The sequence below is a fragment of the Pseudomonadota bacterium genome (assembly GCA_039714795.1).
In the GTDB taxonomy this organism is placed as follows: domain Bacteria; phylum Pseudomonadota; class Alphaproteobacteria; order JAGOMX01; family JAGOMX01; genus JBDLIP01.
Genome location: JBDLIP010000002.1, coordinates 1 through 15954 on the forward strand (window position 1 = coordinate 1; position 15954 = coordinate 15954).

Annotated in this window: 17 protein-coding genes; 3 read left to right on the forward strand and 14 right to left on the reverse strand. The window is 43.6% G+C overall.

All coding sequences use genetic code 11. The annotated features are described in order from the left end of the window. Window positions 1–537: 537 nt before the first annotated feature. From ABFQ95_00225 to ABFQ95_00255, 7 genes are all read right to left on the reverse strand, one after another. Window positions 538–894, reverse strand: coding sequence for a hypothetical protein (locus ABFQ95_00225; GenBank protein MEN8235967.1), 357 nt, complete (start codon window positions 892–894; stop codon window positions 538–540). A 129-nt stretch (window positions 895–1023) separates the two neighbouring features. Further along, complete coding sequence (locus ABFQ95_00230; GenBank protein MEN8235968.1) at window positions 1024–1272, reverse strand: hypothetical protein; 249 nt, start codon at window positions 1270–1272, stop codon at window positions 1024–1026. A 60-nt stretch (window positions 1273–1332) separates the two neighbouring features. Further along, window positions 1333–2802, reverse strand: coding sequence for an NADH-quinone oxidoreductase subunit NuoN (gene nuoN, locus ABFQ95_00235; GenBank protein ID MEN8235969.1), 1470 nt, complete (start codon window positions 2800–2802; stop codon window positions 1333–1335). After that, complete coding sequence (locus tag ABFQ95_00240) at window positions 2795–4315, reverse strand: NADH-quinone oxidoreductase subunit M (GenBank protein ID MEN8235970.1); 1521 nt, start codon at window positions 4313–4315, stop codon at window positions 2795–2797. Before ABFQ95_00240 ends, nuoN begins: the two co-directional genes overlap by 8 nt. Window positions 4316–4326: 11 nt before the next feature. Beyond that, the gene (nuoL, locus tag ABFQ95_00245; GenBank protein ID MEN8235971.1) at window positions 4327–6237 is read right to left on the reverse strand and encodes an NADH-quinone oxidoreductase subunit L; all 1911 of its coding nucleotides are present in this window, start codon (window positions 6235–6237) and stop codon (window positions 4327–4329) included. Window positions 6238–6245: 8 nt separating this feature from the next. Then, window positions 6246–6557 carry an NADH-quinone oxidoreductase subunit NuoK gene (gene nuoK / locus ABFQ95_00250; protein MEN8235972.1) on the reverse strand — a complete coding sequence of 104 codons (312 nt, stop codon included), beginning with the start codon at window positions 6555–6557 and terminating at the stop codon, window positions 6246–6248. Continuing rightward, window positions 6551–7450: an NADH-quinone oxidoreductase subunit J gene (locus tag ABFQ95_00255; protein MEN8235973.1), complete on the reverse strand. Its 900-nt coding sequence runs from the start codon at window positions 7448–7450 to the stop codon at window positions 6551–6553. The genes nuoK and ABFQ95_00255 overlap by 7 nt, the downstream gene beginning before the upstream one ends. Before the next feature lie 513 nt (window positions 7451–7963). Between ABFQ95_00255 and ABFQ95_00260 the strand changes: the two genes are divergently transcribed. Next, window positions 7964–8485, forward strand: coding sequence for a hypothetical protein (locus tag ABFQ95_00260; protein MEN8235974.1), 522 nt, complete (start codon window positions 7964–7966; stop codon window positions 8483–8485). Here the strand turns inward: ABFQ95_00260 and ABFQ95_00265 are convergent. From ABFQ95_00265 to ABFQ95_00290, 6 genes are all read right to left on the reverse strand, one after another. Continuing rightward, on the reverse strand, window positions 8480–9148 hold the full coding sequence (locus tag ABFQ95_00265) for a DnaA/Hda family protein (protein ID MEN8235975.1): 669 nt from the start codon (window positions 9146–9148) through the stop codon (window positions 8480–8482). The two genes, ABFQ95_00260 and ABFQ95_00265, sit on opposite strands and share 6 nt — an antisense overlap. Window positions 9149–9159: 11 nt before the next feature. After that, window positions 9160–9765 carry a CDP-alcohol phosphatidyltransferase family protein gene (locus ABFQ95_00270; GenBank protein ID MEN8235976.1) on the reverse strand — a complete coding sequence of 202 codons (606 nt, stop codon included), beginning with the start codon at window positions 9763–9765 and terminating at the stop codon, window positions 9160–9162. After that, window positions 9720–10853, reverse strand: coding sequence for a DUF2066 domain-containing protein (locus ABFQ95_00275; protein MEN8235977.1), 1134 nt, complete (start codon window positions 10851–10853; stop codon window positions 9720–9722). The genes ABFQ95_00270 and ABFQ95_00275 overlap by 46 nt, the downstream gene beginning before the upstream one ends. Before the next feature lie 5 nt (window positions 10854–10858). Next, the gene (ndk, locus tag ABFQ95_00280) at window positions 10859–11281 is read right to left on the reverse strand and encodes a nucleoside-diphosphate kinase (GenBank protein ID MEN8235978.1); all 423 of its coding nucleotides are present in this window, start codon (window positions 11279–11281) and stop codon (window positions 10859–10861) included. A gap of 27 nt (window positions 11282–11308) precedes the next feature. Further along, window positions 11309–11761, reverse strand: coding sequence for a DNA polymerase III subunit chi (locus tag ABFQ95_00285; protein MEN8235979.1), 453 nt, complete (start codon window positions 11759–11761; stop codon window positions 11309–11311). 115 nt (window positions 11762–11876) lie between these two features. After that, on the reverse strand, window positions 11877–13373 hold the full coding sequence (locus ABFQ95_00290; GenBank protein MEN8235980.1) for a leucyl aminopeptidase: 1497 nt from the start codon (window positions 13371–13373) through the stop codon (window positions 11877–11879). 281 nt (window positions 13374–13654) lie between these two features. On the opposite strand from ABFQ95_00290, the gene ABFQ95_00295 reads away from it, so the two are divergent. Beyond that, entirely contained in the window at window positions 13655–14452 is a 798-nt protein-coding gene (locus ABFQ95_00295; protein ID MEN8235981.1) for a DUF1849 family protein, read from the forward strand. Between the two features lie 66 nt (window positions 14453–14518). Further along, window positions 14519–14686, forward strand: a complete 168-nt coding sequence (gene rpmG, locus ABFQ95_00300; protein ID MEN8235982.1) for a 50S ribosomal protein L33 — start codon at window positions 14519–14521, stop codon at window positions 14684–14686. A gap of 27 nt (window positions 14687–14713) precedes the next feature. Here rpmG and ABFQ95_00305 read toward each other — a convergent pair whose 3' ends face one another. Beyond that, complete coding sequence (locus ABFQ95_00305; protein ID MEN8235983.1) at window positions 14714–15790, reverse strand: MoxR family ATPase; 1077 nt, start codon at window positions 15788–15790, stop codon at window positions 14714–14716. Window positions 15791–15954 lie beyond the last annotated feature (164 nt).

Here is a 15954-nt window from a genome sequence, read left to right on the forward strand (position 1 = left end):
ATTAAAAATGAGTGCATTCTGTCAGAAAATCTGATACCAAGAAGGTAGGACTTGATCGATGAGATTGGGCCTTTGTAGTATCTAAGAAACGAAGGTCATTTGTCCGATTCCCGCTGAACCAACACAGTTTCATCCCTCCGGTTTCTTGCATTATTTTAAAGGACAGTTGGGTATTTAAAAGGAGTTGCGCAAGCCAAGGTTCCCAAGTGAGAATTTGGGTAAAATCAAATTGTGTTACGACTGGGTTACCGTCTTCATTGAACTTTATTATCAAAGTTTCATTGTTTAGTTTTTCTAAATTCTTGTTGACTATATTTATTTGAAATGCGGTTATTTTACTACTGAGATTTTCGCTTTCTTCGGACTTAGCCTTGTTAGCAAACCTGAAAGTAACTCAGCATCACGCATACACGTGCCGCAGATATCAAAAACTAACTGCAATCGTGACTCAAAAACCCTTATTTTTCAAGGGGTGCAGCGCATTCTACCTTGAAAAACGCGGATAGCAAGCGTGTTTTTTCAAGCTGGACTAAACCTTTAAGATTGCTTTTTCATTTCAAGATCACGTAGATCTTCATATTTTTTGCGCAACTCTGCCATGGGATCTACGAGACTTTTAAAATCACTGATAACTGTATGTAATAAATCAAGCTTTTCTTTGGCGCACTGCTTCTTTGCATCAGCCACTGCATCTCGTAATTTTTTGGCGGCTATTTCTTCAGGTGTTGGTGGTTTAGTAGGTGGGGTAATTACTTGCTGTATTTTTTTAGTTATTATATCTGTTGCAGTAACTTCAGTACTAGCTTGAGGTTGGGCCACTTCTCTTGCAACAGCAGAATCGACCATAGCAATCCATAAATATGCACAGGTTAAAAACACAGCTGCTTTAAACATACCAATTGTCTCCCTTTGTGTCTTTCTATTTGTGTCTTTCTAAAGGTGCTTTTCTGCTGCCTTTACCTTATACAAGAAAGGTAAATGAATTGTTCACAACCTGCAAGTATGTTCTAAATGATCAAAAATTTAGGATAAATCATCAAGAGATTTCTCAACCTTACTGAGCATTTTTCTGAGGTCTTCGCGTACAGCTCTTAAAATTTTGCGTTTTTCAGCTTGACACTTGGTGTCACCTTTCTTGGTTTTGGTGCCAGTCCCACCTAAAAACCCTCGCAGAAATCTTTCTGCCTGTGATGGATCTTTTTGGGGATCAGCACTGAGGGGAGTAACCGCTGATATACTGAGTATAATCCCTAATATAAAATAGTTTGTCATGTTATTTTTCCTTTTGCGATGAGTTAATGCAAGAATAGCAAACAAGGATTAAAAATTTATCTACTCTTGCTCAAATAAAATAGTAGCAGCTTGCTCAGACTGAGACACTAGAGGCTCAGGAAACAGGAAATAAAATAAATTTAAGCCTGCACTTACAGCAATCACCAGGGCTGTTTCCCGGGCCAAGGGTCGATCATATGGGAGAGTTGCATCCCCGCCTACGGGCCCATCAAAATACATTACCTTTATAATCCGCAAGTAGTAAGTTGCTCCTATGACCGTTGTCAACACACCAAGGATTGCCAGTGGGTATAGTCCTGCATCAACAGCCGCCAGAAAAACCGTAAACTTTGCAAAAAAACCGGCAAGTGGGGGAATTCCTGCCAGAGAAAACATCAAAATTGCCAGCGCTAAAGCCATGTGTGGATTTAGCTTTGAAAGCCCTTTTAGATCATTGATATGCACCGGTGTTTCTCCATGACGGCGCAAATGCATGAGACATGAAAATGCCCCTAAGGCCATCAGCGCATACAATACGATATAGATGAGCACACTATGGACTCCCTCTAAGCTAGCACAAGAAACACCAATGAGGGCATAACCAACGTGAGCAATAGCACTGTAGGCTAGCAAACGTTTGAGGTTGGTTTGAAACAGAGCCGCAAAGACTCCCAACAGCATCGAAAGAATAGCCAAACCTTGAACCAGAGGTTGCCAGATATCTACGTAGTCAGCAAAGGGTCCAAACAAAAATCGGATCATAAAGACCATTGCTGCAACCTTTGGGGCTGTTGCAATGAAGAGTGTGACAGGTGTTGGTGCTCCTTCATAGACATCAGGTGTCCACATATGAAACGGCACGGCCGAAATCTTGAAGGCCATGCCTGCAAGAATCAGCACCAATGCCCATACAACTGAATAAGGAATCTGAGGCTCGCTTTCTAAAGCAGCTTTGATTCCATAAAATTCTGTTGTGCCAGTATAACCGTAGATAAAGCTTGCTCCATAAAGGATTAAAATAGTTGCTAAACCCCCTAGAATAAAATATTTCACTGCTGCTTCAATGGTAACCGATTTGTTGCGCAACATTGCCACCAGAATATAGACAGGAAGACTTTGTAGTTCGAGCCCCACAAAAAAGAGCAAAAGATCATTGGCGGCAATGAGCATAATCATTCCCAAGGCGGAAATCATAATAAGAATTGGATACTCAAAACGCCCCACTTTCTCTCGAATCAGATAGCGATAGGAAGAGAGCAAGCCCCCAAAAGTCAATAGCAAAACCACCGCTTGGGCAAAGCGAATATACCCGTCACTGATCAAAAGCGATCGGTTTTCAATTCCCATGGTGATGTTATCAGGCTCCAGGAAGGTCACTAGCAATGCACCCAACAAGGCACCGCCAGTTCCTCCAACCACAAGTGGGAGGCTTTTATCACCTTTGAATACACCAATCAGTAACAGAGCGCAGGTTGAAATCGCAAGGACCAACTCCGGCATAACTGTCATTAAAACATCTAGGTTATCCACTGATTTCTCCCTGTTCTGGCTTATCACCTTCTTCTGGTGGTTGATAAACAGTTACAATTTTTTTAACTGAAGAGGAGGTAAGGTTTAGTGCAGGCATCGGATAAATCCCCAAAGCAAGGGTTAACACCACAAGTGGTGCAAAAACTAAGCATTCTCGAATACTCAAGTCCTTTAAGGTCTGTAGAGATTCTTTTTCAAGGGGCCCTAACATCACACGGCGGTACAACCACAACATGTAGGTGACTGTTAATATCATTCCTGTTGCTGCACAGGCTGCCCACCACCACTCTATTTGAAAAACAGCCAAGATCACAAAAATCTCACCGATGAAGCCACTAGTACCTGGCAGAGCAAGAGCAGCTAGTGAAAAAATCATATAGCCTACAGCAAAAATAGGCATACGATTTACAACCCCGCCATAGTCTTCAATCAACCTTGAGTGTTTTCGGTCATACAAGACCCCAACGCACAAAAATAAGGCAGCAGAGACAAGGCCGTGACTAAACATCTGAAACAAAGCCCCTTGTAAGCCTATTTCTGAGAAACTAAAGACACCAAATGTTACAAAGCCCATATGGGCAACAGAGGAATAGGCAACCAATTTTTTCATATCTTTTTGCACCAATGCTACCAAGGAAGTGTAGATGATGGCTGTAATGCTCAGCACATAGACAAAATTTGCAAAATATTGACTGGCCTCAGGAAACATGGGAAGAGAAAAACGCACAAAGCCATAACCGCCCATTTTCAGTAAAATTCCAGCTAAAATCACAGAACCTGCGGTTGGTGCTTCTACATGTGCATCCGGTAACCAAGTATGTACGGGCCACATCGGTAACTTGACGGCAAAGGAAGCAAAGAAGGCGAGCCACAACCATTTTTGTAAATCAGAATCAAAGCAATACTGCATAGCTTCAGGAATTCCCATGGATCCAACTTTTAAGTATATTGCTAAAATTGCGACCAACATTAAAACTGATCCCAGCAGAGTAAACAAAAAGAACTTATAAGCTGCATAAACTCGGCGTTCACCTCCCCAAATGCCAATGATCAAAAACATCGGGATTAAAACGCCCTCAAAGAAAAAGTAGAACACAATAAAATCAAGCGAACAAAACATACCCAGTAGCATGGTTTCCAGAACCAGAAAAACTATCATATATTCCTTAACGCGGAATTGAATAGCTTGCCAGCTGGATAGCAAGGCAATCGGCATCAATATAGTTGTTAAAAGGATAAACAGCATCGAAATGCCATCGATCCCCACATGGTAAAAAATATTAAAGGAGGCGATCCACGACACTTTTTCCTGTAACTGAAATTCAGGGTTATTGAAGTCTACCTGCAATGCAACTACAACAGCAACAACTAAAGTTGCCAGACTCGCCAAAAGGGCTACTCCTCGAGCATTTGCAGCTTGTGCTTCACCTTGGCCGTGGATCATAAGAATAAACAGACAGCCGATCAAGGGCAGAAAAATCAGTAAAGAGACAAAAGGCAAGTCGTAGGTCATTATTCTCGCTTTTAAGTTAACATCAAAAAATACCAAATAACGAAGGTCGCAACTCCAAACATCATTCCAAAAGCATAATGGTATACATAACCTGTTTGAATTTGGCTGGTACGATTGGCCACTTGCAATGCGAGCTGGGATAGCCCATCAGGCCCAAATCCATCGATGATTTTACGATCACCCGTCTGCCAAAACGTTATACCTAAAAGTAATCCAGGTCGTACAAACAACAAGTCATATAATTCGTCGAAATACCATTTGTGTAGAAGAAACTGATAGCCCCAGCGGATCCGGGCTGCCAGCTGACGAGGAATTTCAGACCATAGACCATAGAATAGAATCGCGATACCAATTCCGCTAACAGCTAATGCTTCAGATAAAATATGAGCCCATTGCGGGCCAGTGTGGCCGTCTACAATGGGTACACTGCCGGCCCAAAAATCTTGTGCATGGGTGGTAAACCATCCCCAGGTGTTACACAGAGTACCTGAAAAAATGGCACCCAGCGCAAGTATAAACATTGCAATCGTCATACTGGTGGGCGCTTCGTGCAAATAGCCCATAACTTGCTCGCTAGCTCGTGGAGTGCCGTGAAAGGTCAACCATAGAAGGCGCCAAGAATAAAAAGCCGTGAGAAATACGGTTACAATGGCTAAACTAAATGCAATAAAGGTTAAATCTGTCGGGTGCGCCCAAGTTGCATCCAATATCAGGGATTTCGAGTAAAATCCAGCAAAGAACGGAATACCGGCAAGGGCCAAGTTGCCAATCCACATCATGGTATAGGTCAAGGGGATTCGTTTCCAAACTCCACCCATTTTCTGCATATCATGTTCATCAGAAAGCGCATGGATTACTGAGCCTGCTCCTAAAAACAACAAAGCCTTAAAGAAAGCATGCGTCGTTAAATGAAACATTGCGGCAGAATAAGCCGAAAGACCGATAGCAAAAAACATATACCCCAATTGACTGCATGTTGAATACGCAATTACCCGTTTGATATCATTTTGCGTTAAGGCAACAGTTCCTGCAAAAAAAGCTGTCATAGCGCCGACTATCATCACGATATCTCGAGTCACTGGAGCAAGCTCATAAAGGGGAGACATTCTCACCAGCAGAAAAACCCCCGCAGTCACCATCGTTGCTGCATGAATCAGAGCTGACACTGGCGTTGGGCCCTCCATGGCATCAGGCAGCCATGTGTGCAGTCCTAATTGTGCTGATTTTCCCATAGCACCAACAAATAGTAAAACTGCAATGAGCTCGAGTGTAGGAACAGAGTGTCCCCACACGATCAATGTTCCCTCATGTGCAGAGGGCAAAGCAGTGAGAACTTCAGGAATGCTTAAGGTGTTGAAGGTCATAAATAGTGCAGCAAGTCCTAAGACCAAGCCAAAATCACCCACGCGATTGACAAGGAAGGCTTTGATCGCTGCAGCATTTGCCGCAGGCTTTTTGTACCAATATCCAATCAAAAGATATGAAGTGAGCCCCACGCCCTCCCAGCCAAAGAAGAGTTGCACAAGATTTTCAGCTGTGACCAGCATCAACATCATAAAGGTAAACAGGCTTAAGTAGGCCATAAAGCGGGGAATTGACTGATCTTTGGCCATGTAGCCTACAGAATAGATGTGCACCACAAATGAAACTGTTGTAACGACCGCAAGCATCAAGCTGCTGAGGCTATCAAAAACCAAACTCCATTGCACACTTAATGTCCCCACTTCAAACCATGTAAATATGGGCAGAGTCACTGGATGATGTAACAAATTGACATCAAAAAAGATAGTCCAGGACGCAAGAGATGAAAAAGCTAACAACGTACATGTAATAAATTGGCTAAAACGGTCGCCCATTCTGGGACCTAAAATTCCTGACAGCAAAAAACCGAGCAGGGGGGCAAAGACAGCGAAATAATACATCCTTGAATCTATCCCTTCATCACACTTAGATCTTGTAGATCAACTGTTGCCCGATTTCTAAAGTACAGCATGACAATGGCAAGACCAATGGCGACTTCAGCAGCTGCCACAGTTAAAATAAAAAGCACAAAAACCTGGCCGACCAAATCTCCCAGATGAGATGAAAACGCCACAAAATTGATATTAATTGCCAGCAACATCAACTCAAAGGACATTAAAATGGTAATCACATTTTTGCGCGCCAAAATCACACCGGCCAAACCAATGGTAAACAAGCAAGCTGCAAGAGTTAGGTAGTGGCTTAAACCGATTGTTAACATGCTTTTCCAATCATCGAATCAATTCCTTGGCCAGATTCAACGGTTTTAATCTCTACAGCTTCTTTTGGGCTACGATAAATCTGTGTTCGCACATCCTGGCGCTTGACGTCCGGGCGCCGCCTGAGCGTCAAGACAATGGCTCCGATCATTGCCACCAAAAGGACAAGTCCTACGGTTTGAAAGACATAAACATAATCGGTGTAGATAAGCTGTCCTAGTGCATGGGTATTCGATAAAACGGTATCGGGAGGGGTGGGTGCCATTAAAACTTCTTCGGACCCTGCCCCGCGCAACCATACTCTGGTAACTACCAAGGCTTCCGCCAATAACAAGCTCAACACCAAAACTCCCATTGGCATTTTCCGACAAAAGGCATCAAAAATTTTTCTCCATGATCTATGGCACACTCGGGTGAAGAAAAGTTCAGTTAGTACTCCACCCAATACGAGCGAGCAAAAGACAATGACAGCTGTGATGGAGTCTGGACGGGAAAAGTCAAATTTTTGAGCGGTTAATTGTTGGGTCAAAAGAGTAATTAGTACCACAGTTGCAGCAATGAAGATGGCTGCAACAAGCACATAGGCTAAAAACCAGGAAAAGGAAAGAGCAAAGGCCCGCATTTTTGGAATCAGCGGTTTTCTTGTCGTTGGTTGTTTGATCTCCAGCATCATTACCACAAAAAGAAATAAAACGGCAATGGCTCCTACATAAACCACCACAAGCATCATGGCCAGAAATTCTGCCCGCATCAAAACAAAAAGGCCAGCAGCATTGAAAAAAGCTAGAATGAGAAAGAAAACAGAGTGTACGGGATTACGGGCGGTGATCACCATCACTGCCGAGCCCAAGATGACAGCTGAAAACAGATAAAAGGCAAGTGCGTCCATCAACACTCTTTCGTGTTTTGAAATTTGACTCAGTATAGCAACGTTTTTACTCGGTGCAAATGGGGAATTAAGAGATTCAGCCACTCCAGCTGTATGGTTGGAGCAATTCGCCACAGTTATACACTTCATGGACTCAATCAGACAAACATAAAATTAAGGTGTGACGAAGCACTAGTTACATTTCTCAAGAGTCGAGGATTTTATGGAATTTTGTCAGCAATGCCTTCCATCTTCTTTTCCAAACCTGCTATACTGAAGTGGAATTAAAACCTCTGTTTCCTGATACGCTCGAAGTGCTCATTTACCCAAGTAAACTGCGCGCTTCTCGCTATCATTAAACTAGAGGTTTTGAGTTCACGATATACCCGTGCTGAATCAAAATGTTGAATTTTATGGCAGTGAAAAGCGCGCAGTTTACTTGGGTAAATGAGCACTTTGAGTGCACCAGAAAATCAACAGTTTGATTCAGCTTCAGTATAGTATAGAATTAAAATAATAAAAGCAAAATAGGGAGCAGATATGGTAAAGCAGATATTAATTTTTCTGTGGTTTGCAATTGTGTCACTGGTAACTGCACCGATAATGGCTAACTCGACTAAACAAGAGAAGATTGAGAAAAAAGAAGAGAAAAAAGGTGGTCAAGCAGACCCAGAAAAAAATGAAGAGAAGGGTCAAACTGAAGTTGAGGAGAAAGCTGGAGAAAAACCAGAATCAACAGCAGAATTGACGTATCGCAGTCTGCATTTGCCGCAATTTGTTGAAATGCCCGAGGAACCTCCCGAGTCAAATCCGGCACAGTTGGGGAAATTGCGTGAAGAAAAAGAGCAACTTGAGATTCTGATTAAGGATGATTTACAAAATCTTCAGGCAATCAAGCAGGGATTTGAAGATCAGCAATCGGCTTTGCCTCAGCATGAATGGAAAGAAGCGCTTGTTACCAGCAAAGATAAAGAAACTGAGATTCAGCAAAGGATTTCACGAAATATGGAGGCCCTTGAGAAAGTAAAAAATGAGCTGACGTATCTAACGGGGATTTTATGAATCTTTCATTTCAGCCAAAACTTCCCGCACCAATGGGATCGTAATTTTGCGCTGTTTTGCCAGGGCAAGTTCATTCATTTTCTGCACCACATGTTTAACGCTTGCAAAAGAGCGGTCGATGCGGGGCAGGATATAATCCACCACGTTGGTTGAGATCATAATTTGCTGGTCGGCAAACAGTTTAATCATGATGGCTTTGAGCAGTGCATCATCGGGTTGGCAAATGGCAACTGCGGGTGTTGCGTTAAGACGTGAGCTAAGATCAGCAAGTGTGAGCTCCCACATTTTAGGATGAGTTTCAGTGTTGATCAGCAAAAATTGCTGCTGTTCTTTGGCAAGATTATATAGATGCAGCAGGGCTTTTTGATTTACCGGTTGGTTAATCTGATCTAGAGCAATTGAGCAGGGTTTTTCATGCCAGCGGCCTAAATCAAAATCGTCCCACTGTTGACCAGACAACAGTTGTGCTCCTGATTTTTCAGCCCAGATGTGAGCTAGATGGGTTTTACCGCAGCCTAAGGGGCCGTAGAGAGTCAGAGCGTGTGCAGGCCACTGCGGCCATTGGTTAATCCACTGCCAGGCTGCTTCATTGCTGCTTGATGCGACAAAGTCACCGGCATGGTAGGTAGGGGCCAGATGTAAATTTAGGGCTGATTGTACCACGGACATGACACCTATGATGTAGACGGCTGGGAATTGCTTGGCTCAGCCAAATGATTCAACCCGATGAAGACGTAGGCACCACCGGAGTAGATGGTTGTGAGTGCAACAGAGTACAGCATAGTTAGGTTGATCCAGGGGATCGTGATACCAAAAGCAGCATCTCCTAAAATCCACGCGACAAAAACAATTTGTAAAAAAGTATTGAGCTTGCTGCTCATGATGGGGCGTACAGGAAACGTTTTTCCAAGAACCGTTAACAGCAATACGCCACCCAAAATAAAAAGGTCCCGGAAAACAATAAGAATTACTAACCAGACCGGAATCATTGTCTTATAACCAAGGGTAAGATAGAGCCCTATCAACAGCACTTTGTCGGCTAAAGGATCTAAGTAGGCCCCAACGGTTGTCGATGCCTTGAGCGCGCGCGCCATAAATCCATCGACGATATCGGAGAGCCCTGCAATGGTTGCAGTGATGAATGCGGCCTGCATATAATTCATCAGGATTAGCCAGACTAATAATGGCACCGACAGCAGCCGCATAAGGCTCACTAAATTAGGCCAGCTTGAAATTACCAGGCGGAGGTGTTTGGATTTGTTCCCGTGGAGAGGATCCATCTGTTATCGGCTCCTTGACTAAGTTGCAATCCACGAGCACCCAATGCTGACTCCAACGCTGGGAGAGATCCTGAATATTTCATTTGGATATTAGCTGTTTTACTAGACATAGATTTTAGCTGCACTTTGTTGACTGGTGCTACATCTTGGAGCACTCGTTGGACATGCATCCATGTGTTTAAGTTGGCAAGAGGGATGGTGATGCTAAGGGGCTGTTGCTGGGTATCTTTTACAGGAGAAGCTTCTGTGGTTGTTTGGCCTTCCCCAACCATAGCACGGCTAGATCCAGATTGTCCCGTGTGATCTAGTGCTTTCAGCGCCGAGATGGTTTGTGCAACTGCCTGGGACCATGGAGTAGATTCTTTTAGCGAAATTGTTTGGCTCTGTAATGTGCCGTCCAGGGTCGTCAAAGTGATAGCGATGGTGATATTGCCATTTTTTTGTTGATGGGCAATGGCTAATAGAGCGCCACCAGCTCCATATCGGCGCGCCAGTTGGTGCAGGGCATTGATGTCTTGTGAGACCGCTTGCTCGGGGCTGACTTCTGAAATATCTGTCAAATCTCCCATCGGGATAATGATCGGGTGAGCTGTGCGAAAATGATTTTCCCGCAACCAGGATGTAAACCATGGATTATCTCGTTCCCAAAGTTTGCGTTGTGTCGCCGTTTCCAAGACAGGTATGACAACCAGAGAGTCTTTTCGTCCTCCTTGGACTTTCACATTCGTTTGCTGCATAAATTTTTTGACAGCGGCTTCATCAAAACGAAAATCGAGGGTGGCCACATAGCGGATAGCGGAATTCTTCTGCTTTTTGACTTCATAGTCTAATACCAAGTCCTCAAGTTTTTCTGGGGTAAGTCCTTCAAAATCAGGTGTTCCATCGTATCCTTGCAAGCGAGAAATAAGAATTTGAAAAGCCTTCATCCGACCATCTGCAAGAGCTTGCTCTTGTGCAGCCACAGCTGAGTCAGCTGTGGCATGGACTTGAATGTTACGCACAACGTATGTATCTACAAACGCATGCACAGGTGACAAAACGGTGAAGCTAAGCCCTAAAAGCAAAATTAGAAGGCTTCGTACCAGCATCAATATTATCCTACAAGCTCGGTTGTGCTAAAGAAAAAGGGAATCTCAAAGCCAGCAGTTTCAGGTGAGTCGGATCCGTGTACAGAATTACGCTCGATGGATTCACCAAAGTCTTTACGGATGGTCCCTTCATCTGCATTTTCAGGATTGGTTGCCCCCATGATGTCTCTATTTTTTTGAATGGCATCTTCACCTTCAAGGACTTGAACCACAACTGGTCCTGAAATCATGAAGGTGCACAGCTCATCAAAAAAGGGACGTTCTGAGTGTACAGCATAGAATTGTTCAGCTTGAATCCGGGTCATCCACAAGCGCCTTTGCGCGATAATTTTAAGACCCGACTTTTCAAAGCGCGCGTTAATAGCGCCTGTAAGGTTCCTTTTGGTTGCATCCGGTTTAATAATCGATAACGTACGTTCTGTAGCCATGCGTTGCTCCTTAGTGTTACAAATATTTTAAAGTGATTTGGCTTCCCACTTACCTGCGGGCGTCTGACACCAATAGCTTAATGTATGGCCTTTTTGGACATATTTTTCAATACGTGATTGCGCTTTTTGCAAAGCAATCTCGTTATTTCCATCAAATATATCTAAACAACGCTCGAAGGATTCAAGGTCGCTTGACTCCATACCATCGGTCAGCACAAGGATAGAGGCCTGATTAGGGTTTTCCCATTCAGATGTTAGCCAGATTTCTTGTTCTTCAGGAAATCCATCTTTTTTTGTGCCATGTGGCAGAAAAGTATTACTGGAATAGGTCCACAAGACATGGTTAAGTTCTTCCACGCGATCTGTCGATGCAGCAAGAACCACTGCACGTTTTCCGGTATCCACCACTCGCTCCATCAGTTTGGGGAGCGTTTTTTCTAAAGGTGTTGCGGTTAAATGATAAATACTTACGTCAGTCATAACACACTTTCTTAAGATTGCAGCTGAATCAAACTGTTGGTTTTCTGGTATACTCAAGGTGCTCATTTGTCTTCAAATATAAAATTGAACATTTTGATTCAGCACAAGTACAGCTTCAAGACTCGTAATTATCCTTGATCATACGATCCAACAAACGAACCCCAAAAGCAGTAGCACCTTTTTTCACGATAGGCAAATCTTTATCGGCCCAAGCAACTCCGGCAATATCCAAGTGTGCCCAAGGGGTGTCGTCTTCAACAAACCGTTGCAGGAATTGCGCAGCTGTAATACTCCCAGCTCCTCTCTTGCTCGTGATGTTTTGCACATCTGCTGACGGTGAGTCGAGAAGCCTATCGTAGTTTTTGTGTAAGGGGAACCGCCAAAGTTTCTCACCTACCTTGGCTCCAGCTTGTTCCAAACGCGTGGAGAGCTGATCATCATTAGAAAACAATCCGGCATACTCATCACCCAAACTGACCACAATTGCGCCAGTAAGAGTTGCAAGATCAACAATGAACTGAGGCTTGAACTCTTTTTGTGCATAGTACAGTGCATCAGCGAGCACCAAGCGTCCTTCAGCATCAGTATTGATGACCTCAATAGTTTGGCCTGACATTGAGGTGACAATGTCTCCGGGTCTTTGTGCTCCACCACCGGGCATATTTTCCACAAGTCCTACAACCCCCACAGCATTGACTTTGGCTTTGCGACTGGCTAGCGCTTGCATGAGGCCAACAACCACACCAGCACCGCCCATATCGTATTTCATTTCCTCCATCCCCGCAGATGGTTTGATGCTGATTCCACCTGTGTCAAAGGTGACACCCTTGCCAACAAAGGCCAACGGCGGCGTGGATTTATCTGTGCCATTCCACTGGATGACAGCAAGGTAGGATGGCTGGGTACTTCCCTGGCCAACGCCTAGCAGTGCGCCCATTCCAAGGGACTTCATTTTCTTTTCATTGAGGGTGTCAATTTTAAGCCCCGACGACTTTAAAGATTTAATGCGCTCAGCAAATGAGTCAGGATGGAGGACATTAGGGGGCTCAGATACCAATTCTCGGGTTAGGTAAATACCTGATAAAACATGCTTTTCGTATTCAAAAGCCCGTCTGGCAGCTTTTGGATTGGGCGTAATAAAAGTTATTTGTTGTAGCTTGGGTTTTTCATCTTCTTTTTTTTGGGTGTGATACTTATCAAAGCTCCACGAACGCAGGCAAGCACCCAATCCGACCAGTGTTGAGATTTTTTCTGAAGAAAATACAGGAAGGTCTAAATCACCAAGGCGAACTTCGGCAACCCGGTCTGGAGTTTGGGCGATCGATGCATAGATTCGCCCTCCCAAATCGGTGAGTTGGCATTCATCAATCTCGTCTTTTTCGCCCAATCCCACAGCAATAATCCGATCGAGATTTAGGCCATGAGGTGCGTTGAGGACAAGTATATCCTGTACATTTCCCTTAAAACGGCTTGCATCAAGAGCTTGCTGAAGACGTCCATGAATTTGCATATCTACATCTTTAGCGACTTTGGTCAAGGTATTGTTACTAAAAACGCCAACTACAAGGGCGTTTGTGTGCGACGCTGGTTGTGATGTAAACAGAATATCCATTAGCATTTCCTTTTTTAGTTACGCAAAATTTCCCCCATTGTTGCACGACTGCTAACTAATTCCAAGGAGTTATACCCGTGCCGAATCAAAATGTTGAATTTTATGGCAATTAAAAGCGTGCAATTTACATGGGTAAATGAGCACTTCGAGTTCCCTATGATCGTGTCAGGAAACAGAGGTTTTGATTTCACTTCGATATATGAACGGAATTTTAAGATTTCCTGTGGGATAATATACTCATTCAACCTACTTCAAATCCCTGAGCTTAAAAAGGAGCCCAAATGAAATCCGCAATGACTATTGCTATATTAGGGCTCATGCTGAACACACCAGCTCTTAGCCTAACGCCTCTTAGCCTAACGCCTCATCGGGCCTATTACCGTGTGAAGTTGTTTTCAGTCAAGCAAGACAGTGATATTGCCGATGCTCAAGGGTTAATGGTCCTTGAGATGGAAGATGTGTGTAACGGTTGGACTATCGAGCAAAATTCCATGACCCGGGTTCAATACAAATCGCGCCCTGCTGAGATTCTAAGGGCCAACTATGCAGCCTGGGAATCAAAAACTGGAGACAAGCTGAGATTTAATGCAACGCGAACTTATAACAATCGTTTCAAAGAAGGGGTGCAGGGGCAGGCTCATTTTTCTAACAGGAACGGTCGAATAAATTTTAACCAACCTGAGCGTAAGACCCTTCCCATTCAAGGGGGGACAATGCCGCCCGTTCAGCACATCCAAAGCTTACTTGCTGCTGCCCACGAAGGTGAGACAATGGTTTCAAAGCATGTTTTCGATGGTAGCTTTTATGGTAAGCCCGTCACCATCAATGCTGCTATCATTCCAAAGAAAAGCGTTTGTGGGGTAGCGTCCATCAAGGGAGTAGATAAAATGGCATGGCCACTCAGACTTGCTGTTTTTAGTAGTGATGGAGAAAGTAGCCTGCCCAGTTTTGAAATTCAGCAGATGATGACCGATCAGGGGATTATGTGTACTTACAGGGTTGATTTTGGTGAGTACATCCTGGAGGGAACCTTGGAGAAGGTTGAGTTTATGCCCGAAAGCGCGTGTCAAAATCCTTGACACTTTAGGCGTTTTGTTTTAACTTTTTGTACAAGAGCGAGATTCATTGATCAGAGATTTAAGGTTATGGCCAAAGCAAATTCGATTACAATCAAGTTAGTGAGTACAGAAGGTACTGGTTACTATTATGTAACCAAAAAAAATCCTCGCACCATGACTGAGAAAATGCAGTTGCGTAAATACGACCCCAAATTGCGCAAGCATGTGATGTTTAAAGAAGCTAAAATTAAGTAGGGGTTTTCATTACGATCACAAGTGCGTTCAAATATTGGCGAGCTCTGGAATAGCCTCTCTAAGATTTGACACAAACCATTCAGGCAAAGGTTTGTGACGTCCATCTGCAACCAGTAACCCACGTGCAATTTCTGGATCCACCTTTACTAGATCAAGAAATATCTTTTTGCCTTGGCGAATAATTTGTGAATGTGATTCCATAATACCCATTTCATTATCGGGTAATTCCTGTACTAAAAACTCACGGAACGTATGTGCCAAATAAATGAGCAAACCTCTGTCTTTATCCTTGTTTGGCCACTGGGCTTCACCCGCCATGATTGCAGCTATAGTGGGTTGATCGATGGCTTGCTCTAGTACTTCTACCTTAAACTGCCTGGCGTGTGGTAAAGACAAACAACCATAAGCAAGGGCTTCAACTTTAACCCTGTTTGCCTCACTCCCCATACGCTTTAACGCATTACTTAAAATGTGCCATGCACGGGGGGTCGAATAAGGTGTCTGGTCTTTTGTTGGTTCTTCCCATAACTGCTCCGGGTGCTCTCTAATATATTGGAGGATCAAAAAATGCAAATTGTTAGCTTCAGCCCATTCCATCCATTCATCAACTCGGGTTTCCATGTGCACATGGACAAGACGGTTAATCAAAGCTGAAGAGAGAGGGCGTGTAATAGAAACATCCTTGGGTCGGTTACCTGCACAAATAATGGCAGAACCCGCAGGTAGTGTATAATCAGCAATACGTCTATCGTGAATAATACTGTAGAACGATTTTTGTACATCGGGCGAGCAAACATTGAACTCATCCAAAAACAAGCAATAGGCGTTGTCTCTGGCGATAATTTTTGGCGGACAGAACTGCGAACGACCATCTGAAATTTGGGGAATACCCATCACATCTTCAGGCGCGAGTTGACTTCCCAAAAGTGAGACACATTCCAGTCCCATCTGCTCAGCAACACTTTCCACAATCGCTGATTTACCAATGCCTGGAGGTCCCCAAATAAAAACAGGGGAAGTTAACGTTACATCAAGAAGAAATTCTCTTAATTCTAGTGGTTTTAAAACAGGAAAGTCCTGATTTTCATAAAGTTCTTGAGCCATTGCGTATCCTCTTCGGAAAAATTCGTCCCTAAACAACAATGTACGCAAAGAGTGTGAAAAAAATATTAAATAAAAAAAGACACTCCCACGAATACATGAGAGTGGCAAGAATTTTCTGCTTAAGTTAGTGCCATTGAACTACAAATCGACTTTTGACCTGGAAT

Bases quoted from the DNA above. Each gene is read 5' to 3' on its own strand.
- ABFQ95_00270 (MEN8235976.1), bottom strand. From the start codon at position 9,765: ATGGATCCTCTCCACGGGAACAAATCCAAACACCTCCGCCTGGTAATT.
- nuoK (MEN8235972.1), bottom strand. From the start codon at position 6,557: ATGTTAACAATCGGTTTAAGCCACTACCTAACTCTTGCAGCTTGCTTG.
- ABFQ95_00230 (MEN8235968.1), bottom strand. From the start codon at position 1,272: ATGACAAACTATTTTATATTAGGGATTATACTCAGTATATCAGCGGTT.
- ABFQ95_00305 (MEN8235983.1), bottom strand. From the start codon at position 15,790: ATGGCTCAAGAACTTTATGAAAATCAGGACTTTCCTGTTTTAAAACCA.
- ABFQ95_00285 (MEN8235979.1), bottom strand. From the start codon at position 11,761: ATGACTGACGTAAGTATTTATCATTTAACCGCAACACCTTTAGAAAAA.
- ABFQ95_00275 (MEN8235977.1), bottom strand. From the start codon at position 10,853: ATGCTGGTACGAAGCCTTCTAATTTTGCTTTTAGGGCTTAGCTTCACC.
- ABFQ95_00295 (MEN8235981.1), top strand. From the start codon at position 13,655: ATGAAATCCGCAATGACTATTGCTATATTAGGGCTCATGCTGAACACA.
- rpmG (MEN8235982.1), top strand. From the start codon at position 14,519: ATGGCCAAAGCAAATTCGATTACAATCAAGTTAGTGAGTACAGAAGGT.
- ABFQ95_00260 (MEN8235974.1), top strand. From the start codon at position 7,964: ATGGTAAAGCAGATATTAATTTTTCTGTGGTTTGCAATTGTGTCACTG.
- ABFQ95_00225 (MEN8235967.1), bottom strand. From the start codon at position 894: ATGTTTAAAGCAGCTGTGTTTTTAACCTGTGCATATTTATGGATTGCT.
- ABFQ95_00290 (MEN8235980.1), bottom strand. From the start codon at position 13,373: ATGGATATTCTGTTTACATCACAACCAGCGTCGCACACAAACGCCCTT.
- nuoL (MEN8235971.1), bottom strand. From the start codon at position 6,237: ATGTATTATTTCGCTGTCTTTGCCCCCCTGCTCGGTTTTTTGCTGTCA.
- ndk (MEN8235978.1), bottom strand. From the start codon at position 11,281: ATGGCTACAGAACGTACGTTATCGATTATTAAACCGGATGCAACCAAA.
- ABFQ95_00240 (MEN8235970.1), bottom strand. From the start codon at position 4,315: ATGACCTACGACTTGCCTTTTGTCTCTTTACTGATTTTTCTGCCCTTG.